Source organism: Pseudomonas sp. TNT2022 ID1044, assembly GCF_028656895.1.
GTDB classification, from domain to species: Bacteria; Pseudomonadota; Gammaproteobacteria; order Pseudomonadales; family Pseudomonadaceae; genus Aquipseudomonas; species Aquipseudomonas reinekei.
Genome location: NZ_JAMDHB010000003.1, coordinates 55813 through 79331 on the forward strand (window position 1 = coordinate 55813; position 23519 = coordinate 79331).

Below are 23519 nucleotides of genomic sequence, written 5' to 3' on the forward strand. Positions count from 1 at the left end.
AACACAAATCACTGTGGGGCAAGCCAGCTCCCACAGGGTTTGGACGTGTTCACAAATGTCGTGATCAACACAAATCACTGTGGGAGCTGGCTTGCCAGCGATGGCCGCGACTCGGTCTCGGATCAGCCCTTGAGCTTCGCCCAAATCCGGTCCTGCAGCTCCCGCGCCTTGTTGCTGCATTCCTTCTCGGGACGCAGGCGCGAGGCGAATTCGTCGGGCATGTTGATCGCATCCATGACCCGCCATTTGGCGTCGATCAGCTTGTCGCTCTGGATACCGTTGTCGTAGGCGATGGCATTGGACACGGCGGCGGCGTTTTCCGGTTTCATCATCCAGTCGATGAAGATCTTCGCGTTGCCGGGGTGCGGCGCGCTTTTCGGTACGGCGAAGTTGTCCTGGAACATCGCCAGGCCTTCCTTCGGATACACGTACTTGATGGTGCTCTTCTGCAAGGTGGCCCGGGCAGTAGAGCCGTTCCAGTTCTGCATCATGATCACTTCACCGCTGGCCATACGGTCGACGGTGTTGTCCGAGCTGTACATCTTCAGGAACGGTTTCTGCTTTTGCAGCAACTCCAGAATGCGCTTGGCGTCCTGCGGGTTTTCGCTGCACTCGTCGACATTCAGGTAATGGCTGGCGGCGTTGATCACGCTGCTGGACGTGTCGAGGGCGGCGAGCTGGCCTTGCAGTTCCTTGCGCGGTTCGAAGAATTCTTTCCACGAATCGTCAAGTTTGCCACCGGGCACACGAGCGCTGTCATAGGAGAACCCGGTGGTGCCCCACAGGTACGGCGCGGAGAACTTGCGGCCAGGGTCGAAGCTCGGGTCGCGGAACGCCGGTTTGACGTACTGGAAGTTGGGCAGGGCCGAGGCGTTGATTTCCAGCAGCAGGTCCTGGTTGATCAGGGTGCGCATGATCGACTGCGACGGTACGATCACGTCATACGCCGCGCCGCCGGCCTGCAACTTGGCCAACAGGGTTTCGTTGCTGTCGTAGCCGTCCATGGTGACTTTAATGCCGGTCTCTTTTTCGAACTTGGCCAGCAGCTCGACCGGGTAGTAGTCGGTCCAGTTGTAGAAGAACAACTCTTTGGGCTCTGCAGCTTGTGCGGTAAAAACAGTGAAACAACTGAGGGCCAGACCGGCAATGCCGTCACGCATGGTTTTGTTTTTCATTAGAGAGCGCTCCAGGTTCATTGGTTTTTGCCGCGCTGGCCCAGCCAGAAGGCCAGCACCACCAGCACGATGGAAATCACCAGCATCAGGGTGGAGATCGCATTGATCTCCGGCGTTACACCTGACTTGATCGCCGAGAAGATGTACACCGGCAGGGTGGTCGAGCCGGGACCGGCGACGAAGAAGGTCATGATGAAATCGTCGAGGCTGACCACGAACGCCAGCACCGACCCGGACAGCACCGCCGGCCACAACAGCGGCAGCGTCACCCGGCGAAACACCTGCCACGGGTTGGCGTACAGGTCGTTCGCCGCTTCCAGCAGGCTCTTGTCCAGGTCATTGAGCCGCGCGCGGATCGGCAGGTAAGCGAAGGGAATGCAGAAGCCGATGTGGGCGACGATCACCGTCAGCAACCCGAGCTTGATCCCCAGCGCCATGAACAGCAGCAGCGTGGCCACGGCAGTGACGATCTCCGGCAGGATCAGCGGCAGGTTGATCCCGCCTTCGACCATTTTCTGCCCGTAGAACGGTCGGTAAGTCGCCAGTGCCGCGAGCAGCGCAATGGTGGTGGCGCAAACCGTGGCAATGCTGGCGACGATGATCGAGTTCAGTGCCGCCGTCTGGATCGACGGGTTGGCCAGGATCCGTCCGTACCAGGCGAACGAAAACTCGGTCCACACCGTTGCCGAACGGTTGGCGTTGAAGCTGTAGGCGATCAACACGAAAATCGGCAGGTACAGGTAGGCAAGGATCAGCAGGCTGACTTCGCGGGTCAGCGGCAGTTTTTTCAAGTGCAGGGCAATCATGTGGTGGCTCCCCGACGCAGGGTTTTGGCGGCGCTGCGGCTATACAGGGCGTACAGCACCAGTGACAGCAGCAGAATGCCCAGCAGCAGGAACGACAGCGAACTGCCCAGCGGCCAGTTGCGCGCAGTGCCGAACTGCTGCTGGATCAGGTTGCCGATCATCAGCGTCTTGCCGCCGCCGAGGATCGCCGGGGTGATAAATGCCCCGAGGCTCGGCACAAACACCAGCAGCGCACCGGCAATCACCCCCGGCATCGACAGCGGCAGGATGATCCGCTTCAACGCATGCCAGCGATTGGCGCCGAGGTCATACGCGGCTTCCACCAGGCGCCAGTCGAGTTTTTCCAGGGTTGAGTAGATCGGCAGAATCATGAACGGCAGGAAGCTGTAGACCAGCCCGACGCTGACCGCGAAGTCGTTGTAGAGCAGAGTGATGCCACCGGCCTGGGGAAACAGCGCGTTGAGGCTTTGGGCGACCCAGCCGTGTTCGCGCAGGATGATCAACCAGGCGTAGTTGCGAATCAGCAGGTTGGTCCAGAACGGGATGGTGATCAGCAATACCATCAGGTTGCGTCGGCGCGGGGTCAAACTCGACATCCACAACGCCACCGGAAAGCCGAACAGGAAGCACAGGACCGTGGTGCCACCGGCCTGGAACACCGACCGGATCAGCGCCTGGGCATAGACCCAATTGAGTTCCAGTTCGCCATCGAAATCCTCCTGGAAAAACAGCTGCACGTAGCTTTGCAATTGCCAGTCGGCCTGCCAGTCGACGCCACCGTAGACGTTGCGCGGCAACAGGCTGATGTAGCCCATGATGCCCAGCGGAATGGCAATCAGGGCCAGCAGGGTCAGGACCACCGGGCTGAGTAACAGCGCCCGGTTAAGGGCAGGGGAAGTGCTGCTGACGCTCATCTCAGGCCTCCATCAACAGACAGGCGTGGGGCGGCAGGTTGACCGCGACGCGATCGCCGACTACCCGGCCATGGTTCAGGCCTTCATTGTTCTCGCGCAGCATGACCTTGATGTCGTTGTTCAAGCGGCACTGGTAGAGCGTCGCCGTGCCGACATACAACACGGCTTCGATCACGCCGCGCAGGTGATGCGGTTGCGTGGGATCGACCAGTTGCGAGCGCTCCGGGCGAAACGCCAGTTGCACCTCGCTGCCATCGAAGCCCTGGGCCGGGCAGGGGATTTCCACCGGCATGCCGTTGGGCACGAAGAGGTTTTGGTTTTGCTGGCCACGCTTGAGGTGACCGGGAAGGAAGTTGATGTCGCCGATGAACTGCGCGACGAACTGATGCTGCGGACGCTCGTAAATTTCATTGGGCGTGCCGATTTGCAGGATCTTCCCGGCCGACATCACCGCAATGCGGTCGGACAGGGTCAGGGCTTCTTCCTGATCGTGGGTGACGAAAATGAAGGTAATCCCGGCTTCTTTCTGCACGCGCTTGAGTTCGACCTGCATTTCCTTGCGCAACTTGAGGTCCAGCGCCGACAGCGGTTCATCCAGCAACAGCACTTTCGGTTTTGGCGCCAGGGCCCGGGCCAGAGCCACCCGTTGCTGTTGGCCACCGGACAGTTCCGCCGGTCTGCGCTTGGCCAGGTGTTGCATTTGCACCAGCGCCAGCATTTCGTCGACGCGCTGCGGAATCAGTTTGCGATCAAGGCCCTGCATCTCGAGGCCGAAGGCGATATTCTGCGCAACACTCATGTGGGGAAACAGCGCGTAGCTCTGGAATACCGTGTTGACCCGGCGCTTGAACGGCGGTAGATCATTGACCGGTTCACCGGCCAGACGGATCTCGCCGTCGCTGACATGCTCGAAGCCGGCGATGGTGCGCAGCAAAGTGGTTTTGCCACAGCCGGAGGGGCCAAGCAGGGTGAAGAATTCGTTGTCGGCAATGTCGACAGAAACGTTGTCCAGCGCTGGAGCCAGTCCGGGATCGTCGGAATAACGCTTTGAAACGTTTCGCACTTCAATTGCAACTGGATGACCCATAATGGTGCATTCCTCTAATTATTGTATGCAAAATCTGGATGCAATTTAGAAATACCCGGATTAACCTGCTCGTGCAAGCCCCTTTTTCAACGGCCGTTTATTCGCCAGGGTCGCAATGCACAGGGCGCAAGGAGTTGATGAATGTCGGAAAAGAAACTGGAAACCACGGTCGACCGCGTCTACCAAGGGGTTTACGAGGCGATCAGCAAGCGTTCGTTGCGTCCGGGGATGAAGCTTGGCGAGGCCTCTTTGGCCGAGCTGTTCAATGTCAGCCGTACGTCTGTCCGGGCCGCGCTCAAGCAACTGGAAGCCGATGGACTGGTCACCACCGAACCGAACAAAGGTGCCTCGGTGTCGTTGCCCAGTGACGAAGAGATTCGCTCGCTGTTCGAAACCCGACGCCTGATCGAGATCGGCATCGTCAGTGAGCTGTGCCGGCGCCGCGATACGGCTGTGACCCAGGACCTGCGCGATCACTTGTTGCTGGAGGATGAGGCGCATCAAAGCGGCGATCACGAACGGCTGATCCATCTGCTCGGCGAGTTCCACATCAAACTGGCCCGCAGCCTGAACAACCCGGTGCTGCTCGACTGGTTCCAGAAATTGATCTCCCGCGCTTCCCTGTACGCGGCGGCGCTGGATGACGACAGTCACCAGGCCTGTCGTGACGACGAACACTTGCGGCTGATCGAGTACATCGAAGCCGGCAACCAGAGCGCGGCGATTGAGCTGACTTGCATGCACCTGAACGGCATCGAGAAGGCAATCCTCGATGTGGCGGCGACATTGAAAAGCAGCTACAACCCGCTCAAGCACCTGATTGAGGTGTAGAGCACATCCAGAGTGGTCAGCAAGATTCAGCTATACCTCTATGAAACGAATGGCGTGCACGATGCTCGAAACAAACGGGTGCAATAACCGGGGCGTAGAGTCAGCCTATGCAGTTTCTTGAAGATAGTCATGGGTGTTCCGGCTGGAGCGGCGAAATGGCCGGGCGCATTCGTGCATTCGACTGGAGCAGGACTGAGTTGGGGCCGATCGACGATTGGTCCAGGAGCCTGAGTAACGCAGTGCTGTTGATGCTCGCTTCACCGTTGCCAATGGTGATGCTCTGGGGCCGGCCCGGCTACATGATCTATAACGACGCCTACTCGGAGTTTGCCGGCGGGCGTCATCCTTACCTGTTGGGTTCCCCGGTGGAGTTGGGTTGGCCGGAAGTTGCCGAATTCAATCGCCACGTGGTTGATACCTGCCTGGCGGGCGGCACCCTGTCGTATCGCAACAAGGAACTGGTATTGCTGCGCGACGGCGTACCGGAAGACGTCTGGCTGGATCTCTACTACAGCCCGGTTTCCAACGATGACGGTCGCCCCGCCGGTGTCATGGCGATGGTGGTCGATACCACCGAGTTCATGATCTCCGAGCGTCTGCGCCAAGCCGCGGAAAACGCCTACCGCGCCGATAACGAGCGGGTACGCCTGGCACTCAATGCCGGGGCTTTGCTCGGCTCATTCGTCTGGGACATCAAGTCCAATGTACTGAGTGGCGATGAACGCTTTGCCCGGACCTTTTCCTATCCCGCCGGACAGAATCTGCTGGATTTGCCGCAGGAGGTTGCCGAAGCGCGCATTCATCCCGATGACATCGCCTGGGTTCGGGAGCAAGTCAATCAATCCGTGCGGACCGGCTCACCTTTTAACGCCGAATACCGGGTATTGCGCCCCGACGGGAATTACCTGTGGGTTCTGGCCAGTGGCTGTTGCGAGTTTGATGAACAGGATGAGCCGTTGCGTTTCCCCGGCGTGCTGATCGACATCCATGAACGCAAAATCGCCGAAGAATCCCTGCTTAAGTTCACCCGCAATCTGGAACAACGCGTGGCCAACGAAGTCGAGGCGCGGCTGGCGGCGGAGGAGCAATTGCGCCAGTCGCAGAAACTCGAAGCCATTGGCGGCCTCACCGGTGGCGTGGCCCACGACTTCAATAACCTGTTGCAGGTAATCGCCGGCAATCTGCATTTGCTGGCCCGACACGAACCGGACAACGCCAACGTGCAACGCCGGGTCAGCGCGTCGATTGCCGCTGTCGAGCGCGGTGCCAAACTGTCTTCGCAATTGCTGGCGTTCGCCCGCCGTCAGCCGCTGTCACCGGCGATTTGCACGCCAAAGCAGATTTTCGACGGCGTTGGTGAGCTGTTGCAGCGTGCGCTGGGGGAAACCATCCAGGTCCATATGACCGCCTGCGCTGAATCCTGGCGGGTGTTCGTCGACCGCAATCAACTGGAAAACGCCATCCTCAACCTCGCCATTAACGCCCGCGACGCGATGAAGGGCGAGGGAACCATCGAGCTCAGCGCCGACAACATCAGCCTCGACCGCGAGTTCTGTGCAGGCAAAGGCATTTTGGCCGGTGATTACGTGCGGGTCTGCGTAGCCGATACCGGGGGCGGTATGGCGCCGCAGGTGCTTGAGCAGGCATTTGAACCGTTTTTCACCACCAAACCCGACGGCCAGGGCACGGGCCTGGGGTTGAGCATGGTGTTCGGCTTCGTCAAGCAGAGTGGCGGTCATATCGAAATGTCCAGCGTCGTCGGCCAGGGCACTCGGGTAGCGCTGTATTTCCCGCGCAGTCTGCGTTCGATGGACAGTGAAACCACCACGCCGGACGTGCATCAGCGAGGCGGGCACGAACGGGTGCTGGTGGTGGAGGACAACGAAGCGGTGCGTGCTTCGTCGGTGGACCTGCTGCGTGAAGAAGGCTATCAGGTGCTGACGGCTGCGAACGCTGATGTGGCCATGCAAATGTTGCTGGAGGGGGCTGCGGTGGACCTGATTTTCACCGATGTGGTCATGCCTGGCTTGATCAAGAGTACAGACCTGGCCGCATGGGCCAAGGTGCAAAATCCTCCGGTGGCGGTGCTGTTCACCTCAGGGCATACCCGTGACATTATCTCGCGCAATCACCAGCTCAGCCCCGATACCTACCTACTGAGCAAACCCTACAGCCCCGACGCGCTGACCCGCATGGTGCGCACCGTCCTTAGTGGCTAAACAACGACCATCACTAATCAAGGCTCCCCGATGACTGCCACTCGCACCTCCCACCCAACCTCCGGCATGGTCAGGGTGCGTGGCGCCCGGGAACACAACCTCAAGAACGTCGATGTCGATATCCCCCGCGACGCCCTGGTGGTGTTCACCGGTGTGTCCGGTTCGGGGAAGTCGTCACTGGCGTTTTCAACGTTGTACGCGGAAGCGCAACGGCGCTACTTCGAGTCGGTGGCGCCTTATGCACGGCGATTGATCGATCAGGTGGGCGTGCCGGACGTGGACTCGATCGAAGGCTTGCCGCCGGCCGTGGCCTTGCAACAGCAGCGGGGCACGCCGAGCACGCGTTCATCGGTGGGCAGCGTAACGACCCTGTCGAGCCTGATTCGCATGTTGTACTCCCGTGCCGGCAGCTACCCGGTGGGGCAACCCATGCTGTATGCCGAAGACTTCTCGCCGAACACACCACAAGGTGCCTGCCCCGAATGCCACGGTCTGGGCCGGGTCTATGAGGTCACCGAAGCGCTGATGGTGCCTGACCCGAGCCTGACCATCCGCCAGCGTGCCGTGGCTTCCTGGCCCTTGGCCTGGCAGGGCCAGAACCTGCGGGACATCCTGGTGACCATGGGTTTTGACGTCGACATTCCCTGGCGCAAACTGCCGAAAAAACAGCGCGACTGGATTCTCTTCACAGAAGAAACCCCCACGGTGCCGGTGTATGCCGGGCTGACCCCAGAAGAAACCCGGGTCGCCCTCAAGCGCAAAATGGAGCCGAGCTACCAGGGCACGTTCACCGGGGCGCGACGCTACATCCTGCACACGTTCACCCACTCGCAAAGTGCGCTGATGAAGAAGCGCGTTTCTCAATTCATGCTCGGCAGCCCTTGTCCCTTGTGCGAAGGCAAGCGCCTCAAGCGCGAAGCGTTGTCGGTGACGTTCGCCGGCTACGACATCGGCGAGCTGTCGCAGATGCCGTTGCTAGAAGTGGCCGAAGTACTCAAACCCGTAGCGGCCCAACACTACCTTGAAGAAGGCGAGGAGGCGGGCGAGGTGCTGACGCACGAGCAGACCCGCGAGGCTCGCGAACACCGAGTGGCCCAAGGGGCGAGCGGCCACGCCAATGCTCCGGATGTGCGCCACACGCCGAACCTGTCGGTGGAGAAACGCCTGGCGGCACAGCGCATCGCTCAGGACTTGCTGGAGCGGGTCAGCACCCTGACCGATCTGGGCCTCGGTTATCTGGCGCTGGAGCGCAGTACGCCGACGCTGTCCTCGGGTGAGTTGCAACGTTTGCGCCTGGCAACGCAACTGGGGTCGCAGTTGTTCGGCGTGATCTACGTGCTGGATGAGCCATCCGCCGGCCTGCATCCCGCGGATGGCGAGGCGTTGTTTGACGCCCTGCAACGCTTGAAAGCGGCGGGCAATACCTTGTTTGTGGTCGAGCACGATCTGCAAACCATGCGCCGCGCCGACTGGCTGATCGATGTCGGCCCGGCAGCGGGAGAGCATGGCGGACGCGTGCTGTACAGCGGCGCACCCGCCGGCTTGGCTGACGTCGCCGACTCGCAAACTCGCGCGTATCTGTTCGCCGGGCAAACCCGCACGCTTCGCGCACCCCGCAAGCCGAGCGACTGGCTGCGTCTGGAAGGCATCACGCGCAATAACCTGAACGACCTCAGCGTCGAGTTTCCGTTGGGGTGTTTTACCTCGGTGACCGGTGTCTCGGGTTCGGGCAAATCGAGCCTGGTCAGCCAGGCGCTGCTGGAGCTGGTCGGTGCGCACCTGGGACGCCCGACCACCGACAATGATGCGCAAGCGCTGAGCCTGGAAGACGATGCGCCGCAAGTCAGTGGCGGGCAGGTCACTGCGGGGCTGGGGTCAATCAAGCGTCTGGTGCAAGTCGATCAGAAGCCCATTGGCCGCACTCCGCGTTCCAACCTCGCGACCTATACTGGACTGTTCGACAACGTGCGCAAGCTCTACGCCGCCACACCCGAAGCTCAGGAAGCGGGGTATGACGCCGGGCAGTTTTCTTTCAACGTCGCCAAGGGCCGTTGCCCGACTTGCGAAGGCGAGGGTTTCGTCAGCGTTGAGTTGCTGTTCATGCCCAGCGTCTACGCGCCTTGCCCGACGTGCCACGGGGCCCGCTATAACCCGCAAACGCTGGCGATCAACTGGCAGGGCCGCACGATTGCCCAGGTGCTGCAGTTGACCGTGGACCAGGCCGTTGAGGTGTTTGCCGAGCAAGCTTCGATCCGCCGCTCACTGGAGGTGCTGCGCGACATCGGTCTCGGTTATCTGCGCCTTGGCCAGCCGGCCACCGAGCTGTCGGGTGGCGAAGCCCAGCGGATTAAATTGGCCACCGAGCTGCAACGCAATCAACGCGGGGCGACGCTGTATGTGCTCGATGAACCCACCACCGGCCTGCATCCGCGGGACGTTGATCGTTTGCTGGAACAATTGAATAACCTGGTGGTGGCGGGGCACACGGTGATTGTCGTCGAGCATGAGATGCGTGTGGTGGCGCAGAGCGACTGGGTGATCGACATCGGTCCCGGGGCCGGGGATCAGGGTGGCAAAATAGTGGTGGCCGGTACCCCGCAGAAGGTGGCGAAGAGTAGAAAGAGCCGGACGGCGCCGTTTTTAGCCCGCACACTCGGCTGATCAAGTCGTCGCAAGTGGTCGATCCGATGGAACGTTAGCGAAGGCGCGCCATTCCAACGCTCATATGGCCTGACTGTTTGAGCCGAGCCTATGCAGTGACGAATGAGGTAGTGATTGATGAAAGAACAAACCAGCACACCACATCAGGATCAAACCGCAAGCGACAACCTTGGCGAACCGGAGGAAACCACGGCGCAACCGCAAAGCGGCGATGACGTGGTTGATCAGAAGAATCGCCATACCGACAACGACAATGAATTCAGCCCGGGCTTCAAGCCCAATCCCGATCGTCCGAAGCCCAATGATGACACTGATGCCGATATCGATACCGATGGCGGCTAGACACGGTAAACGAAAAAGCCGCATCTGGAATGCGGCTTTTTTTCGCGTTGCGATTACTTGCCTGGATGAGCGGCCTGAAGTTTTTTCGCCATATCCAGGTGTTTTTCCAGCCCTGGCAGCATTTTCTGTGCAAAGGCTTTGAGCTCGACCGCGCCTTGGGTTTTGTCATCGGTTACGGTGTTGGCTTCTTTCTTGAACAGCTCGATGGCTTCTTCGTGGGCCTTGACCTGGTTGTTGGCGTAGGCCTCATCGAACGATTCATCGCGCATGTCGAGGATCTTTTCCTTGGCCTGTTTCACCAGCGTTGTGGTGTCCGGCACTTCAATATCGTTTTTCTTGGCGATGGTCGCCAGTTCGTCGTTGGCCTTGCCATGATCGGTAATCATCATGTTGGCGAACGCCTTGACGTCCGCCGATTGGCTTTTTTCGAGGGCCAGTCGGCTGGCTTCTATTTCAGCAATACCGCCGGCAGCGGCATGGTCGACGAAGTCATTTGAGGTGGCAGCGAATGCCGCGCCCATGCTGGTGCTCAGGGCTACGGCCAGGGCGAGGTTGCGCAGGTTAAATCCGTCCATTGGTTTTCTCCACTCGGTTTCATGGGCGATCTCGTGTGATCGATAAACTGTGGAGGCCGGGGCTCTGGCAAAGGTTTTATCGCATTGGCGACAGGACGACGAACGGACACCGCTGGTCTGACAGATGGTCGACAGAAGCGTGCAACCGAGGCCATTCTGATAGTTGGCGAGCGCAATCAATCGCGTTTGCTATCGATTAACCAACGGAGGTGTTCCATGCCGGTGCCCCACGACCTTTTTCAGGACTTGAGTTGCACAAAGGAAGAAATCCAGCAGAAACGCACCAAGGATCCGTTATTGGATTCACTGATCAACAAGTATTCCCTGGCAGACGCCGAGGTGGTGAAGGCGGAGCAGGCCAAATCCAGCGATGATGCGGTGACAAAGCTCAAGGCCAAGCGCCTGGAGGTCAAGGACAAGATCGTCAGACAACTCCAGTCGCCGTCCTGATTCAGGGCCTGCGTCACCGACGATCGGTGACTGAACTAATGGAACGGCGAGTGACAACGGCACCTCGAAAGTTCAGAGCCTGACAACCCGGGCGACAATCGAGGTGCCTCCATGAACGATCCAGAATTTCCCTCGGAAGAACAGGGCGGCTTCGACCCGATGCCCACCCAGCCGCAACCGTTGAGCCCGCCCTCGCTAGCAAGCGAGCTCCAACAGGTCCGCGTTGTCCGCGCCTGCATTGGATTTGCGATGTTTATTGCAATGCGGAACTGAGCGGCAATCGCACCATATGTTTCGCCTTCAACGAACCGAAATACAACCACTCGCCATACTCGCGCACGGTCGTGATCGGAGAGTAGTTGCCGTCGCTGCCGTCCTGCAGATTGGCGATCACCTTGCCGTTCACATCCAGGCCCAGGGCAAAACCTCGTTTCTCAATCGGTTTGGGCAGTACGGTCATGGCTCGCGCGATCATCTTCCGAATGAAGGGATGCGGCGCAGTGGCATCGAGCAGCGCGTTGCGCGGGGCATACAGGGCCACCCAGAAACGGTCACGGCCGTTGTACGAAAGGTTGTCCGGCAAACCCGGCAAGTTATCGATGAAGACGTCGTGAGTGCCGGTTTTCGGCCCGGTCAACCAATAACGAGTGATGCGATAGGCGCCGGTTTCATTGACCAGAACGAACGCATCGTCCGGCCCGAGTGCCACCCCGTTGGCAAACTCCAGTTTGTCCAGCAACAGCGAAGTCTTGCCAGTCTGGAAGTCATAGCGCAGCAACCGACCATCGCCACCGTGCTCGATGATGGCCTCGCTATCCATGCCGTAGCCGAAACGGCTGGAAGCATCGCTGAAATAGGCAAAGTGCCCGGCTTTGTCGATGACCACATCATCGGTGAAACCAAAGGGCACGCCGTTGGCCTCCGTGGTCATTGCCACCAGACGGCCCTGCGCATCCAGCGACAGCAAGCCTTTGACCGCGTCGGCGATGACCAGCAATCCATTCGGGTGACGGGCCAGTCCCAGCGGTCGGCCACCGGTATCGGCCAGCTTTTTGGTGACCTTGCCATCAAGGCTGGTGCTGATTATGCGACCGTCATGCAGGCCGGTGATCAGCGCGTCATTCTCCAGCAGCAGCGCTTCCGGCCCGTCGATGTCCGCAGCCCCCACGCGCTCCACGGCTTTGAGCCGCTCGTTATCGGCAAAGAGGCCTTCGGTGAGGGACGGCGCCGGCGCTGGCGTCCAGGCCACCGGTTGCACCTTGGTCGGTGTCAGCAGCAGAAGCCCGCCGATGGCCACGATCAGCAGCAATACCCAATGGTGAACCCTGATCGATCGGCTCACGCGCCGACTCCTGACTGCGCCAGATATTTTTGTGCCATCTCGCGCAATGCCAGCATCGACGCCGCTGACTCGCGGTCAATCCGCCGCCTGAGCAACAGGCGATTGGCAATGCGCATCGCCAGGCCACTGAATTGATACTCCAGCGTGCGGACAAACCGGGTGCTGTCACCCTCGGCCTCGCATTCGTAGGTCACCACCAGCGACAGCCCGTTATCACCCTCAGCCCGGGCACTCCAGCGCCGCCCCGGCAGATACTCGTCGACTCGCCAACTCAAGTGCCCGTCGCGACCACCAGCGCGGATGTCCTCTTCGAACCGGGCACCGGCATGCAACGCACCTTTCTGTCCGTTGATTTTCAGGGAGGATGGATGCCACTCCGGCCAGCGGCTCACGTTGCTGGCGTAGGCGAGCACGTCGATGGGGTTGCCGGCGATCTCGATCTGGTGCTGCATGCGGGTCATGGGCGTTCTCGTCAGGTTCGGGGTGGCCTGCTCCGGTTCCCAGTAGAGGGTGCCGAACAGGTAATCCATCAACGGAAATACGATGTTGAAATTGCGCTCCTGCATCATCTCGCGGCGATGATGCAGTTCATGCAGGCGACGCATCTGACGAATCCACGGCAGGCGCGTCAGCGGATTGTGCGGCGGCAAATGCTCGCAGGCATGGAACACTTCATAAGTCAGATAGCCAAGGACCATGCACCCGCCGACCAGACCGGCGATGTTGGCGTCAAACTGCGTGAGCAGCCACCAGAGGGGCAGGGTGATCACCAGTGTGTGCAACACGATCAGCCACGCGGGAAACAGGATCACCCGCCAGTCGCGTGCGTTGTCGTAGGTCATGTAACCGGGGGCGAAGAAGCTGTGATGGTCGCCGGCATGGCGGGCATAGAACATCCGTGCGAAGGCTTTTTTGTGATGGCCCAGATGCCGATGCACCACGTACACGCCGAAACTGAACAACAGCAGCGTCAGCGGCACCGCCAGCCATTGCAGCGGTTGCACCTCGCGCACGGTGCTCAGGAACGCGGCGATCGCCAGCAAACCGAACAGCAGCACGAAAATGCCATGTAACCAGGGGTTGTAGCGTGGGTGGATGTCGGCGCGGTATCGGCTGCGGAATGCTTCGGTGGTCTGCCTCACTGCAATCACCTGTCGTTATTGTTATCTCCAGCAGATTAGACGATTTCGACGTTTTGTCCGGCCCAACGTTGAGGACACAACGGCCATGATCCGGTGCAAAGCGAACCTACGTCAGCGGGTTCCAGCGTTGCGACCAATCGTCATCGGACTTGATCACTTCGCGCAGTAAATCGAACGCCTGTTGCAGGGTTTCCGAGTCGCGGTCGCGGGAGTAAACCAGGTAGGTCGGGTAGCTGAATTCCGGGGCCTTGGGCACTTGCTCCAGCACGCCGTTTTCCAGGTAACTGTGCACGACGCGGGTACGGAAATAGCCACTGCCGCCGTTCTCCAGAATGTACTGCAAGGCCAGCGGGCCCAGATTGAAACTCAGCGCAGCCTTGGCTTTTTCCGGGAGTGCGGCATCGTGCTGGCGCCGGAAGTCCGGACCCCAGTCGATATACACATAAGGATCAGGCCGCGTCGGATGGCGGACGAGGATGAGTTTTTCTTCGAGAATCTGCTCGACTTGCAGACGTGGCCAATACTCGGGTTGATAGACCAGCGCCGCATCCAGCACCCCCAACTCCAGTTGGCGCAGCAGGTTCTCGCCGTCGCGAATCTCCATGCGCAGGGCATGGCTGGAGATTTTCTCGCGCAACTCGCCGGCCCAACTGAGCATCAGCGGGTTGCACAGGCTGACTTCACCGCCGATGTGCAGTACATCGTGATAACCCTCGGGCAACGGCAAGTCCCGGCGCGCGGCTTCCCAGGTTTCCACCAGTTGATTGGCGTACACCACGAAGGCTTCGCCATTGGGCGTCAGGCGCGCTCCGGCACGGTTGCGCACGAACAGGGTGCTGCCCAACTGGCTTTCGAGTTTCTGTACACGGGCGGTGATTGCAGTTTGAGTGACGTGGAGTTTTTCGGCGGCGGCGGCAAGGCTGCCGTGTCGAACGATTTCCAGGAAGGTGCGGGCGAGATCGATGTCCATGGGGCGGCCAGAGCGGAGAATGCTGGCATTGTAAGAGCGCTATCCCTTGCAGGCTACAGGCGCTTGATACGAATCCCGCCACAAGGACGGGATTCGTATCAAGCCAGACGCACTCCCGAAAGTCGGGAGCACTGTGCTTAGCTTGGGAACAGCTCGGACAGTTTCATTGCCAGCATCATGTCGCCTTCAGCGCGCAGTTTGCCGCCCATGAACGCTTGCATGCCGTCAGTCGAACCGTCGACGATGCCTTGCAGGGTTTCGCCGTCCATCACCAGGGTCACCTGGGCGTCCGGGTTCTCGCCTTCCTGCAGCTCGCAGGTGCTGTCCTTGACGATCAGCGAGAAGTTCTTGGTGTCGTCGATGCGGAAACCGAAGACCAGGTCCAGACCGGCGGCAGCGGCTGGGTTGAACTTGGCTTTCATTGCTTGTACTGCATCTGCTACGGAGGTCATGGTTCGATCCTTTTTCTGGTATTAAAAGCAGGGTAATGAGAGCTGGGTGATTACAGCCAGGGTCACAATAGTCCGGACTCAACGGAAAGTGATGAGTTCCGGGGCCTTCAGCAGTTGCAGGTGCGCATGACTGTTGAAGGAAGCCAGAGCCACCTCGCGACCGCGAAACTTCAGTTGGTTGAGCGAGGTGTTGACGATTTGCCAGTTCAATTCAAAAGCCTGTTTGGCAGGCATTTGCGTAATGAGGTGGAGCAGGGCAGTGATGGTGCCGCCGGAAGTGAACACGGCGATTTTCTGCGTATTGTCGGCCTGTTCGAGGATCCGGTGCAGACCTGCCTGCACACGTTCGACAAAGCCCAGCCAGCTTTCCAGGCCTGGCGTGTCATAGGTGCCGGCCAGCCAGCGCTCGATGATCAACGCGAAGATGCGCTGGAACTCGCCACGGTTTTGCGCGGCATTGCGCAGGATGTTCAGGGCTTCAGGTTCGTCCGGCAGCATGGCGGGCAGCAACGCGCGAATCACCGCATCGGCATCGAATTCATTGAAAGCGGAATCGGTCTCGAGGATGGGAACCGGCAGCCCTACGGCAGCAAATTGTTCCAGTGCGCTGTTGGCCGTGTGCTGCTGGCGACGCAGGTCGCCGGCAAGGCAGCGATCGAAGCTGATGCCGAGTTCGGCCAGGTGCTGACCGAGGATTTGCGCCTGACGAATACCGGTCGGCGAGAGGACGTCATAGTCGTCTGCACCAAAGGAGGCCTGGCCATGTCGAATCAAATAGATACTGCCCACGTCCGCGTCATCCCGGTACGTTGAAGGTCTGGCGAGGTTATGAGGATGGCGGTGAGCTGTCAATGAAAAAACATACGCTTGTTTGAAATGCCCGTTACAGGCATGTTGCCAGAGGTTTCACGGCTGGTCGCAAGGCCGGCGCATGGGTATGCTGGAGGCATCCCGCGCGCGTAGATGTCGCGCATCGTTTGAGGAGTCCCTGTGGAGTTTTTTTCCGAGTACGCCGTTTTTCTGGCCAAGACTGTGACCCTGGTGATCGCCATTCTGGTGGTCCTGGCCAGCTTTGCGGCATTGCGCAATAAGGGTCGCGGTAAAACGGCCGGCCAGTTGCAAGTCAGCAAGCTCAATGATTTCTACAAAGGATTGCGCGAACGCCTGGAGCAAACCTTGCTCGACAAGGATCAGCTCAAGGCCCTGCGCAAATCCCAGGTCAAGACCGAGAAAAAACAGAAGAAAAACCCCGAGGCCAAACCGCGGGTTTTCGTGCTGGATTTCGACGGTGACATCAAGGCGTCCGCTACTGAAAGCCTGCGTCACGAAATCACTGCACTGCTGACACTCGCCACCCCGAAAGACGAAGTGGTGCTGCGCCTGGAAAGCGGCGGCGGCATGGTCCACAGCTACGGCCTGGCGTCCTCGCAACTGGCACGTATCCGCGAAGCCGGCGTGCCGTTGACCGTGTGCATCGACAAAGTGGCGGCCAGCGGCGGCTACATGATGGCGTGCATCGGCGAGAAGATCATCAGCGCACCGTTCGCGATCCTCGGTTCGATCGGCGTGGTTGCGCAGTTGCCCAACGTCAACCGACTGCTGAAAAAACACGATATCGATTTCGAAGTGCTGACTGCCGGTGAGTACAAACGCACCCTGACCGTGTTTGGCGAAAACACCGAGAAGGGCCGGGAGAAGTTCCAGGAAGACCTGGACATCACCCATCAATTGTTCAAGAACTTCGTGGCCCGCTATCGTCCGCAATTGGCCATCGACGAAGTGGCTACCGGCGAAATCTGGCTGGGTGTCGCGGCGCTGGACAAGCAACTGGTGGACGAGCTCAAGACCAGCGACCAATATCTCGCGGAGCGCGCCAAGCAGTCCGAGTTGTATCACCTGCACTACGCTGAGCGTAAAAGCCTGCAAGAGCGCATCGGCATCGCAGCCAGCAGTTCAGTCGATCGGGTGCTGATGAACTGGTGGGGGCGCCTGACACAAAATCGTTTCTGGTGACACTTGAGTCGCAACAGTACTAAAGGAAACCGCAGCAGCCGCTGCGGTTTTTTTATGTGCGCCCAGCATGGGCGCAATCTTGTGGGTGAAAGTCCCGCCGTAAGCTGACCACAGCGAACGAAGTGAAGCGCAACTGCATGAGGGCGACCGAGTGTGGGGAGGAAGCGTGAATCGAAACCGCGAGCCGATGTACAAGAACCGGATACAAGGCGAAGCCGACCAGGGCGAGCGGGCATAAAACCGCGAAGCTCTTGTGGTCAAGGGTCAGGCAGCGTAAATCCGGCGGTTGTGCGGTGAAGGATTGCGTTCTTACCTGGGGAGATCTCGCCTTGTGCCTGAAAGGGCGACGGCGCGAGTCGGAGCGAGAAGTCAGCAGAGGCCGTAGTAGTCTTTTTTTTTTTTTTTTTTTTTGACGAAGGGCCGAACGAGAGAAAGCGTCATAGGCCATGTTGATGCGAAAGACCGGAAGTCAGATGCCTGCCAAACGCGGGGCGGACGGAGATAACGAGCGTTGAAACCGTGAGAAATCCTGTCAGCGACGAGGTCAATCGCCCGCAAAATGAACCCGATAACGCAGGACAAGGGCTGCTGGAACGGGCCTTTGCGAGAGAAAACCTGAAACGGGCGTGGAAACGGGTCAAGGCCAACAAAGGTGCAGCGGGAGTCGACGGTCTGGATATTGATCAGACGGCCGAGTACCTGCTGACCCAATGGGCGGGGATTCGTGAACAGCTTCTTTCAGGAGTCTACCGGCCCAGTCCGGTACGGCGTGTGGTCATTCCCAAACCTGACGGCGGTCAACGCGAGTTGGGTATCCCAACGGTCACCGACCGTTTGATCCAACAAGCGTTGCTGCAAGCCTTGCAGCCATTACTCGATCCGACCTTCAGTGAACACAGCTACGGCTTCCGTCCGGGACGCTGTGCGCAGGACGCCGTTTTAGCGGCTCAGCGCTATGCCTCTTCAGGACGTAAAGTGGTGGTGGATGTTGATCTGGAGAAGTTCTTCGACCGGGTCGATCACGACATCTTGATGGATCGTTTGCGCAAACGGATTACGGATCAGGCGGTTATCCGGCTGATTCGCGCCTATCTGGATGCGGGAGCGCTGATCAATGGCGTGGTCGAGAAAAGCCGCTGCGGGGCGCCGCAAGGCGGCCCACTGTCGCCGTTGTTGGCGAACGTGCTGCTGGACGAAGTGGATCGGGAGCTTGAACGCCGAGGCCATTGTTTCGTGCGCTATGCCGACGATGCGAACGTGTATGTGCGCAGTCAGAAGGCGGGGCAGCGGGTAATGGCCCTGCTGAGGCGGCTGTACGAAAAGCTGCACTTGAGCGTCAACGAGAGCAAGAGTGCAGTGACGAGCGCGTTTGGTCGCAAGTTTCTGGGCTATGAGTTGTGGTCAGCCCGAAGTGAAGTCAAGCGCGCGGTCTCTTATAAGGCGCAGAAACAGTTCAAGCAGCGTATCCGCTGGCTTACCCGGCGCTCCTGCGGGCGTAGCTTGCAACAGGTCGCAGATAATCTCCGGCCTTATCTTTTGGGCTGGAAAGCCTACTTCACGTTGTCGCAAACACCGGCAGTCTGGCGCAAGCTGGACGAATGGATACGACATCGACTGAGAGCGATCCAGCTCAGGCAGTGGAAGCGTGGCCCTACGATCTATCGAGAGCTGCGGACACTGGGGGCGAGCCAGCAGGTGGCGCAGAGGGTGGCCAGTAACTCTCATCGCTGGTGGCGTAATAGCCGTTTTGAGTTGAATCGTGTGCTGAATATTGCGTGGTTCGACAGGCTGGGATTGGCGCGCCTCTCATAACCTCAATCTCTCGAACCGCCCGGTGCGGACCCGCATGCCGGGTGGTGTGGCAGGGGAGCGGCCTATGAAGGCCGTCCCCTATGCCGATGCAATAAAAGTTGAATGGGTTAAATAAGTAATACAACTGCAGAGTTTGATAAATATTTTGTGCTTATTAAAGGTGTTTGTTTTTCAGAAGTTTTGATTAGAATCGGCTTTCCCTAATCAGCAGCAAGGAAGTTGCACAATGGAAATGATCGCTCACTACAATGTTAATCCGGATGACTTCGCTCTTTTTGTAAAGTTACTACCGCAAAAGCTCATGTTTCTTGTCGATTCACGGCCCGACAGGGATCACAAGGTTGTCCATCGATCCGCGAATGATGAGATATTGATCACCTTTATCAGGCGCCATCAGCCCAGTGCGTGGAAGCCGGAGTTCAAGGTTTTCATCGAAGGCGAAAACTGGGGAAGTTTGAACGGTACGTTGTTTGATGATGTCGCTGCACTGGCATATGCCATTCAAAAAAGAGGACTCCAGCAAGTCGAGTTTTAATCCGTTCTTATAAGCGAAAGTGTATTGCAGATGTAAAAAAGCCTTGATGACCAAAGTCATCAAGGCTTTGTTTTATTAACGACGACGGAACAGCGGCAGCGGTTCGTCGGTGGCGGCCTGATAGGTCACCGAGAAGTCCTTGAGACCTTCCAGCGCTTCATACGGGTCCTTGTCGGCGCGTACAGCGAACGCATCGAAACCGCAGCGGTGCATGTAGAACAGCTGATCGCGCAGCACATCGCCAATCGCCCGCAGTTCGCCTTTGAAACCGTAACGGTCACGCAGCAGGCGGGCGTTGGAGTAGTTGCGGCCATCGGTGAAGGCCGGGAAATTCAAGGCGATGACCTGGAAATTCGCCACGTCTTCACCGATTTCTTCGGCTTCTTCATCGGCATCCAGCCAGATGCCCAGGCCGCCATCGCGGGCCAGAAGCATACGGCTGTGTTCGCGCCACAGCTGCAGCGGGACAATGTAGTCGTCGCAGTTGCTGATTTCGTCGATGTTGAAATCCTTGGGCAGCAGGTGCCAGGTTTCGTCGACGACGGCGTTGTTCTTAATGATTCGCTGCATAGACGCGTTCCTTGAAGAGGTCGATGCCAATACGCTGATAGGTGTCGATGAAACGCTCGTCTTCGGTACGTTGCTCGATGTACACGTCGATCAGTTTCTCGATCACGTCCGGCATGGCTTCCTGGGCGAAGGACGGGCCGAGGATCTTGCCCAGGCTGGCGTCACGGCTGGCGCTGCCGCCGAGGGAAACCTGGTAGAACTCTTCACCTTTCTTGTCCACCCCGAGAATACCGATGTGGCCGACGTGGTGGTGACCGCAGGCGTTCATGCAACCGGAGATGTTCAGGTCCAGTTCGCCGATGTCGAACAGGTAGTCCAGGTCGTCGAAACGGCGCTGGATCGATTCGGCGATCGGGATCGACTTGGCGTTGGCCAGGGAGCAGAAATCGCCGCCCGGGCAGCAGATGATGTCGGTCAGCAGGCCGATGTTCGGCGTGGCGAAACCTTGCTCGCGCAACTCGCCCCACAGGGTGAACAGCTTGTCCTGCTCAACGTCGGCCAGGATAATGTTCTGCTCGTGGGAGGTGCGCAGTTGACCGAAGCTGTAGCGGTCGGCCAGGTCGGCGACAGCGTCGAGCTGCTTGTCGGTGATGTCGCCCGGTGCAACGCCGGTCGGTTTCAGGGACAGGGTCACGGCAACATAGCCCGGTTTTTTGTGGGCCAGGGTGTTGCGCACGCGCCAGCGGGCGAAGCCCGGGTGTTGCTGGTCGAGCTCGGCCAGTGCAGCGCTTTGGTCGGCCAGGGCCTTGTAGTCCGGGTCGACGAAATGCTTGGCAACGCGATGCACTTCGGCTTCGGTCAGTGTGGTCTGGCCACCGCGCAGGTGTTCCATTTCCGCATCGACTTTCTGGGCGAATACTTCAGGCGTCAGCGCTTTTACCAGAATCTTGATCCGCGCCTTGTACTTGTTGTCACGACGGCCATAGCGGTTGTAAACACGCAGGATGGCGTCGAGGTAGCTCAACAGGTCTTGCCACGGCAGGAATTCGTTGATGAACGCGCCAACCACCGGGGTACGGCCCAGACCACCGCCAACCAGTACACGGAAGCCCAGTTCGCCGGCGGCGTTGTGCACCGGCTCAAGGCCGATGTCGTGGACTTCGATGGCGGCACGGTCGGAGGTCGAACCATTCACGGCGATCTTGAACTTGCGCGGCAGGTAGGCGAATTCCGGGTGGAACGTAGTCCACTGGCGGACGATCTCGCACCATGGGCGCGGGTCGATCAGTTCGTCGGCAGCGACACCGGCGAACTGGTCGGTGGTGACGTTGCGCAGGCAGTTGCCGCTGGTCTGGATCGCGTGCATCTGCACGGTGGCCAGTTCAGCGAGGATGTCCGGGATGTCTTCCACCGCCGGCCAGTTGAACTGCACGTTCTGCCGGGTACTGATGTGGGCGTAGCCCTTGTCGTAGTCGCGGGCAATCTTGGCCATCATTCGCATCTGGCGCGAAGTCAGTTGGCCGTAAGGCACCGCCACTCGCAACATCGGTGCGAAACGCTGGATATAGAGGCCATTTTGCAGGCGCAGGGGGCGGAACTCTTCTTCGCTCAGCTCACCTGCCAGATAGCGTCGGGTCTGATCACGGAACTGCTTGACGCGGTCCTCGATGATCCGCTGATCGTATTCGTCGTATACGTACATATAAGTCCTGTTCTCAGGCTTGGGTCGCTCGGATACAGCTGCGTTTTTTGCTTGCCGCAGTCCAAGAGCCTCTGCAATTCTGCGCGCACGGCCGCGCACTCCTTATGGAGCCGGGGCAAGATACCAGTTTGCAGTTATGCGCAAAAGTGATGTTTGAGTATATGTAAAGAACCAAATCGCCTAACGTGAGCTGTTATTAGCTAATCCACATTTGTCGTGCGGACAATCATCGTCTTAACTGTGGTCGAGTCCTTATGCAATCACCGATAAAACCGACAAGAGGCGATGCAATGAGTAACCCAACCAAAGCAAGGAAAAGCGATAGCTCCGTCGATGCCTGGGCGATTCTGTTCCTGATCATTCTGGTCGTCGGCACCGCTGTATTTTGGGTGAGTCACCAGTAAACGACCCGACCGGGCCTGGGTCCGACGTTTGTCGGACAAAAACCGGAATAATCGCCGTTTTACGGACGTTCGCTGGCTATAATGCGCAGCGAATTTCCGGGGCCTGGTCGACAAAATGTTGAAGTTTCTAAGTGGTGTGTTGCTGGCGCTGGGCATGGTCGCGGGACCGTGCGCTCAGGCAGCGTCGGTACTGTTCCTGAACCCGGGAACCACCCGGGAAGCTTTTTGGGTCAGTTACTCGCAGTTCATGCAGGCCGCCGCCAGGGATCTGGGCATGGACCTGCGCATCCAGTACGCCGACCGGGTGCCTGAAAACATCATCAAGCAGGCGCGCGAAGCGCTTCAGGGACCCCATCGTCCCGACTACCTGGTGTTCGTCAACGAGCAATCCGTCGCCCCCGAAGTCTTGCGCCTGGCAAAAGGCAGTGGGGTGAAGTTGTTTCTGGTCAACAACGGTCTGACTGTGGATCAGGCAAAACTACTCGGGACCCAGGCCAACAGGTATCCCGACTTGATCGGCAGTCTGGTGCCCAACGATGAGGAGGGTGGCTACCTGATGCTCAAGGAGTTGATTCGTTTGCATCCTCCGGTGGCCCCGGGCCAGATGATCGACCTGCTGGCTTTCTCCGGTTTGAAAGTCACGCCGTCGGCGCAGTTGCGCGAGCAAGGCATGCGCCGGGCGCTGGCCGAACATCCGGAAGTACGTTTGAGGCAATTGGTGTATGGCGGCTGGACACGTCAGCGCGCCTACGAGCAGGCCAAACTGCTACTCAAGCGTTATCCGCACACTTCACTGGTATGGGCGGCCAACGACGAAATGGCGTTTGGCGTCATGCAGGCGTATGTCGAATCGGGTGGGGTTCCGGGCAAGGGTGCGTTGTTCGGCGCCATCAACAATTCACCCGCGGCATTGCGAGCGTTACTCGACAATCGCCTGAGCGTCTTGCTGGGCGGGCATTTCAGCCTGGGTGGCTGGGCCATGGTTGAGTTGCATGACTATGAAAAGGGCATCGACATCAACCGGTACGGCGGCCGGGACCGACAGATTCCACTGTTGCAGCGGATTGACCGAGTGCAAGCCAAACGACTGTTGGCGCTGAGCAACACACAGGACTTCGGGGTGGACTTCCACAAACTATCGGCCAAGGGGCGGCCAATGTCCTACCGCTACCCGTTCAGCCTGCAAACCCTGATGCGCTGAGCCGTTTCAGATGCCTGCCAGCAGCAGCACCAGTTTGACGATGCCAAACAGGGTCAAGGCAAACACCGTGGTGAACAGAATCCCCAGGATCACGAAATGACTCGGCTTGCCGTGGGTGAAGTCCCGCGCCCGGTTCTTGCCACTCTGCACGCCAAACGCTGCCGCCATGACGCTGTGCAGCATCTGCCAGAAGGTCGGTGGCTTGTTGTCGACTGGATCGTCCATAAATCCCTCGCCTGTCAGTACGTCCTCAGAGCATAGACAATTTGCCGGCCGGCGGATCGACGCATTTTGCAATCAGTCTGGGATGATGCGGTAATTATCTACCGTAGATACGGTTCACCGAAATGATGTCCTGTCGTTCCATTTTTCAGGA

General features: G+C 59.0%; 22 protein-coding genes. 9 read left to right on the top strand and 13 right to left on the bottom strand.

Translation table 11 applies throughout. From position 1 onward, the window contains the following. Positions 1-122: 122 nt before the first annotated feature. From M5G20_RS05095 to M5G20_RS05110, 4 genes are read right to left on the bottom strand one after another with little or no spacing between them, the layout of a single operon-like run. Positions 123-1175 (bottom strand): extracellular solute-binding protein, encoded by a 1053-nt coding sequence (locus M5G20_RS05095; protein ID WP_273918210.1) that lies wholly within the window; start codon positions 1173-1175, stop codon positions 123-125. A 17-nt stretch (positions 1176-1192) separates the two neighbouring features. Further along, positions 1193-1981: an ABC transporter permease gene (locus tag M5G20_RS05100; protein WP_273918211.1), complete on the bottom strand. Its 789-nt coding sequence runs from the start codon at positions 1979-1981 to the stop codon at positions 1193-1195. Next, positions 1978-2895 (bottom strand): ABC transporter permease, encoded by a 918-nt coding sequence (locus tag M5G20_RS05105; protein WP_273918212.1) that lies wholly within the window; start codon positions 2893-2895, stop codon positions 1978-1980. The genes M5G20_RS05100 and M5G20_RS05105 overlap by 4 nt, the downstream gene beginning before the upstream one ends. Position 2896: 1 nt before the next feature. After that, complete coding sequence (locus M5G20_RS05110) at positions 2897-3982, bottom strand: ABC transporter ATP-binding protein (RefSeq protein WP_273918213.1); 1086 nt, start codon at positions 3980-3982, stop codon at positions 2897-2899. A gap of 141 nt (positions 3983-4123) precedes the next feature. Between M5G20_RS05110 and M5G20_RS05115 the strand changes: the two genes are divergently transcribed. The 4 genes from M5G20_RS05115 (at position 4124) to M5G20_RS05130 (ending at position 10035) form a co-directional block, all read left to right on the top strand. Then, complete coding sequence (locus M5G20_RS05115; RefSeq protein WP_273918214.1) at positions 4124-4813, top strand: GntR family transcriptional regulator; 690 nt, start codon at positions 4124-4126, stop codon at positions 4811-4813. Positions 4814-4920: 107 nt separating this feature from the next. Beyond that, entirely contained in the window at positions 4921-7032 is a 2112-nt protein-coding gene (locus M5G20_RS05120) for an ATP-binding protein (protein ID WP_273918215.1), read from the top strand. A 30-nt stretch (positions 7033-7062) separates the two neighbouring features. Next, positions 7063-9693: an excinuclease ABC subunit UvrA gene (locus tag M5G20_RS05125; RefSeq protein WP_273918216.1), complete on the top strand. Its 2631-nt coding sequence runs from the start codon at positions 7063-7065 to the stop codon at positions 9691-9693. A gap of 117 nt (positions 9694-9810) precedes the next feature. After that, positions 9811-10035: a hypothetical protein gene (locus M5G20_RS05130; RefSeq protein ID WP_273918217.1), complete on the top strand. Its 225-nt coding sequence runs from the start codon at positions 9811-9813 to the stop codon at positions 10033-10035. A 53-nt stretch (positions 10036-10088) separates the two neighbouring features. Here the strand turns inward: M5G20_RS05130 and M5G20_RS05135 are convergent, their stop codons facing one another. Then, positions 10089-10610, bottom strand: coding sequence for a DUF4142 domain-containing protein (locus tag M5G20_RS05135; RefSeq protein ID WP_273918218.1), 522 nt, complete (start codon positions 10608-10610; stop codon positions 10089-10091). A gap of 216 nt (positions 10611-10826) precedes the next feature. Between M5G20_RS05135 and M5G20_RS05140 the strand changes: the two genes are divergently transcribed. Then, positions 10827-11060 (top strand): DUF465 domain-containing protein, encoded by a 234-nt coding sequence (locus M5G20_RS05140; RefSeq protein WP_273918219.1) that lies wholly within the window; start codon positions 10827-10829, stop codon positions 11058-11060. A gap of 253 nt (positions 11061-11313) precedes the next feature. Here the strand turns inward: M5G20_RS05140 and M5G20_RS05145 are convergent, their stop codons facing one another. The 5 genes from M5G20_RS05145 to M5G20_RS05165 all read right to left on the bottom strand — a co-directional run bounded on the left by M5G20_RS05145 (position 11314) and on the right by M5G20_RS05165 (position 15755). Next, positions 11314-12402 (bottom strand): SMP-30/gluconolactonase/LRE family protein, encoded by a 1089-nt coding sequence (locus M5G20_RS05145; protein WP_273918220.1) that lies wholly within the window; start codon positions 12400-12402, stop codon positions 11314-11316. Beyond that, a complete protein-coding gene (locus M5G20_RS05150) occupies positions 12399-13544 on the bottom strand; it encodes a sterol desaturase/SRPBCC family protein (protein ID WP_273918221.1) in 1146 nt (381 codons plus the stop codon). Before M5G20_RS05150 ends, M5G20_RS05145 begins: the two co-directional genes overlap by 4 nt. Before the next feature lie 106 nt (positions 13545-13650). Beyond that, the gene (locus M5G20_RS05155; RefSeq protein ID WP_150732764.1) at positions 13651-14514 is read right to left on the bottom strand and encodes a LysR family transcriptional regulator; all 864 of its coding nucleotides are present in this window, start codon (positions 14512-14514) and stop codon (positions 13651-13653) included. A 137-nt stretch (positions 14515-14651) separates the two neighbouring features. Further along, a complete protein-coding gene (locus M5G20_RS05160; RefSeq protein ID WP_007946492.1) occupies positions 14652-14966 on the bottom strand; it encodes an SCP2 sterol-binding domain-containing protein in 315 nt (104 codons plus the stop codon). A 78-nt stretch (positions 14967-15044) separates the two neighbouring features. Next, complete coding sequence (locus M5G20_RS05165; RefSeq protein ID WP_273918222.1) at positions 15045-15755, bottom strand: histidine phosphatase family protein; 711 nt, start codon at positions 15753-15755, stop codon at positions 15045-15047. A 201-nt stretch (positions 15756-15956) separates the two neighbouring features. Here M5G20_RS05165 and sohB point away from each other — a divergent pair, with 201 nt between their 5' ends. The 3 genes from sohB (at position 15957) to M5G20_RS05180 (ending at position 19326) form a co-directional block, all read left to right on the top strand. Next, positions 15957-16979, top strand: coding sequence for a protease SohB (gene sohB / locus M5G20_RS05170; protein ID WP_273918223.1), 1023 nt, complete (start codon positions 15957-15959; stop codon positions 16977-16979). 519 nt (positions 16980-17498) lie between these two features. Next, complete coding sequence (gene ltrA, locus M5G20_RS05175; RefSeq protein WP_273918224.1) at positions 17499-18791, top strand: group II intron reverse transcriptase/maturase; 1293 nt, start codon at positions 17499-17501, stop codon at positions 18789-18791. A gap of 226 nt (positions 18792-19017) precedes the next feature. Further along, on the top strand, positions 19018-19326 hold the full coding sequence (locus M5G20_RS05180) for a hypothetical protein (RefSeq protein WP_212624721.1): 309 nt from the start codon (positions 19018-19020) through the stop codon (positions 19324-19326). Between the two features lie 75 nt (positions 19327-19401). On the opposite strand, the gene M5G20_RS05185 is transcribed toward M5G20_RS05180, so the two are convergent. Then, positions 19402-19896, bottom strand: a complete 495-nt coding sequence (locus M5G20_RS05185) for a DUF934 domain-containing protein (RefSeq protein ID WP_150732768.1) — start codon at positions 19894-19896, stop codon at positions 19402-19404. Next, entirely contained in the window at positions 19880-21538 is a 1659-nt protein-coding gene (locus tag M5G20_RS05190) for a nitrite/sulfite reductase (RefSeq protein WP_273918225.1), read from the bottom strand. The genes M5G20_RS05185 and M5G20_RS05190 overlap by 17 nt, the downstream gene beginning before the upstream one ends. A 519-nt stretch (positions 21539-22057) precedes the next feature. On the opposite strand from M5G20_RS05190, the gene M5G20_RS05195 reads away from it, so the two are divergent. Then, positions 22058-23143, top strand: a complete 1086-nt coding sequence (locus M5G20_RS05195) for an ABC transporter substrate-binding protein (RefSeq protein ID WP_273918226.1) — start codon at positions 22058-22060, stop codon at positions 23141-23143. Positions 23144-23149: 6 nt separating this feature from the next. Here the strand turns inward: M5G20_RS05195 and M5G20_RS05200 are convergent, their stop codons facing one another. Then, positions 23150-23368 (bottom strand): DUF2970 domain-containing protein, encoded by a 219-nt coding sequence (locus tag M5G20_RS05200; RefSeq protein ID WP_075944752.1) that lies wholly within the window; start codon positions 23366-23368, stop codon positions 23150-23152. Positions 23369-23519: the final 151 nt, after the last annotated feature.

What these genes read in the sequence shown, in the direction of transcription:
- M5G20_RS05100 (WP_273918211.1), bottom strand. Translation starts at nt 1,981, where the DNA reads ATGATTGCCCTGCACTTGAAAAAACTGCCGCTGACCCGCGAAGTCAGC.
- M5G20_RS05110 (WP_273918213.1), bottom strand. Translation starts at nt 3,982, where the DNA reads ATGGGTCATCCAGTTGCAATTGAAGTGCGAAACGTTTCAAAGCGTTAT.
- M5G20_RS05105 (WP_273918212.1), bottom strand. Translation starts at nt 2,895, where the DNA reads ATGAGCGTCAGCAGCACTTCCCCTGCCCTTAACCGGGCGCTGTTACTC.
- M5G20_RS05185 (WP_150732768.1), bottom strand. Translation starts at nt 19,896, where the DNA reads ATGCAGCGAATCATTAAGAACAACGCCGTCGTCGACGAAACCTGGCAC.
- M5G20_RS05115 (WP_273918214.1), top strand. Translation starts at nt 4,124, where the DNA reads ATGTCGGAAAAGAAACTGGAAACCACGGTCGACCGCGTCTACCAAGGG.
- M5G20_RS05125 (WP_273918216.1), top strand. Translation starts at nt 7,063, where the DNA reads ATGACTGCCACTCGCACCTCCCACCCAACCTCCGGCATGGTCAGGGTG.
- M5G20_RS05200 (WP_075944752.1), bottom strand. Translation starts at nt 23,368, where the DNA reads ATGGACGATCCAGTCGACAACAAGCCACCGACCTTCTGGCAGATGCTG.
- M5G20_RS05155 (WP_150732764.1), bottom strand. Translation starts at nt 14,514, where the DNA reads ATGGACATCGATCTCGCCCGCACCTTCCTGGAAATCGTTCGACACGGC.
- M5G20_RS05140 (WP_273918219.1), top strand. Translation starts at nt 10,827, where the DNA reads ATGCCGGTGCCCCACGACCTTTTTCAGGACTTGAGTTGCACAAAGGAA.
- M5G20_RS05160 (WP_007946492.1), bottom strand. Translation starts at nt 14,966, where the DNA reads ATGACCTCCGTAGCAGATGCAGTACAAGCAATGAAAGCCAAGTTCAAC.
- M5G20_RS05120 (WP_273918215.1), top strand. Translation starts at nt 4,921, where the DNA reads ATGCAGTTTCTTGAAGATAGTCATGGGTGTTCCGGCTGGAGCGGCGAA.
- M5G20_RS05130 (WP_273918217.1), top strand. Translation starts at nt 9,811, where the DNA reads ATGAAAGAACAAACCAGCACACCACATCAGGATCAAACCGCAAGCGAC.
- M5G20_RS05135 (WP_273918218.1), bottom strand. Translation starts at nt 10,610, where the DNA reads ATGGACGGATTTAACCTGCGCAACCTCGCCCTGGCCGTAGCCCTGAGC.
- M5G20_RS05195 (WP_273918226.1), top strand. Translation starts at nt 22,058, where the DNA reads ATGTTGAAGTTTCTAAGTGGTGTGTTGCTGGCGCTGGGCATGGTCGCG.
- M5G20_RS05180 (WP_212624721.1), top strand. Translation starts at nt 19,018, where the DNA reads ATGGAAATGATCGCTCACTACAATGTTAATCCGGATGACTTCGCTCTT.
- M5G20_RS05190 (WP_273918225.1), bottom strand. Translation starts at nt 21,538, where the DNA reads ATGTACGTATACGACGAATACGATCAGCGGATCATCGAGGACCGCGTC.
- M5G20_RS05095 (WP_273918210.1), bottom strand. Translation starts at nt 1,175, where the DNA reads ATGAAAAACAAAACCATGCGTGACGGCATTGCCGGTCTGGCCCTCAGT.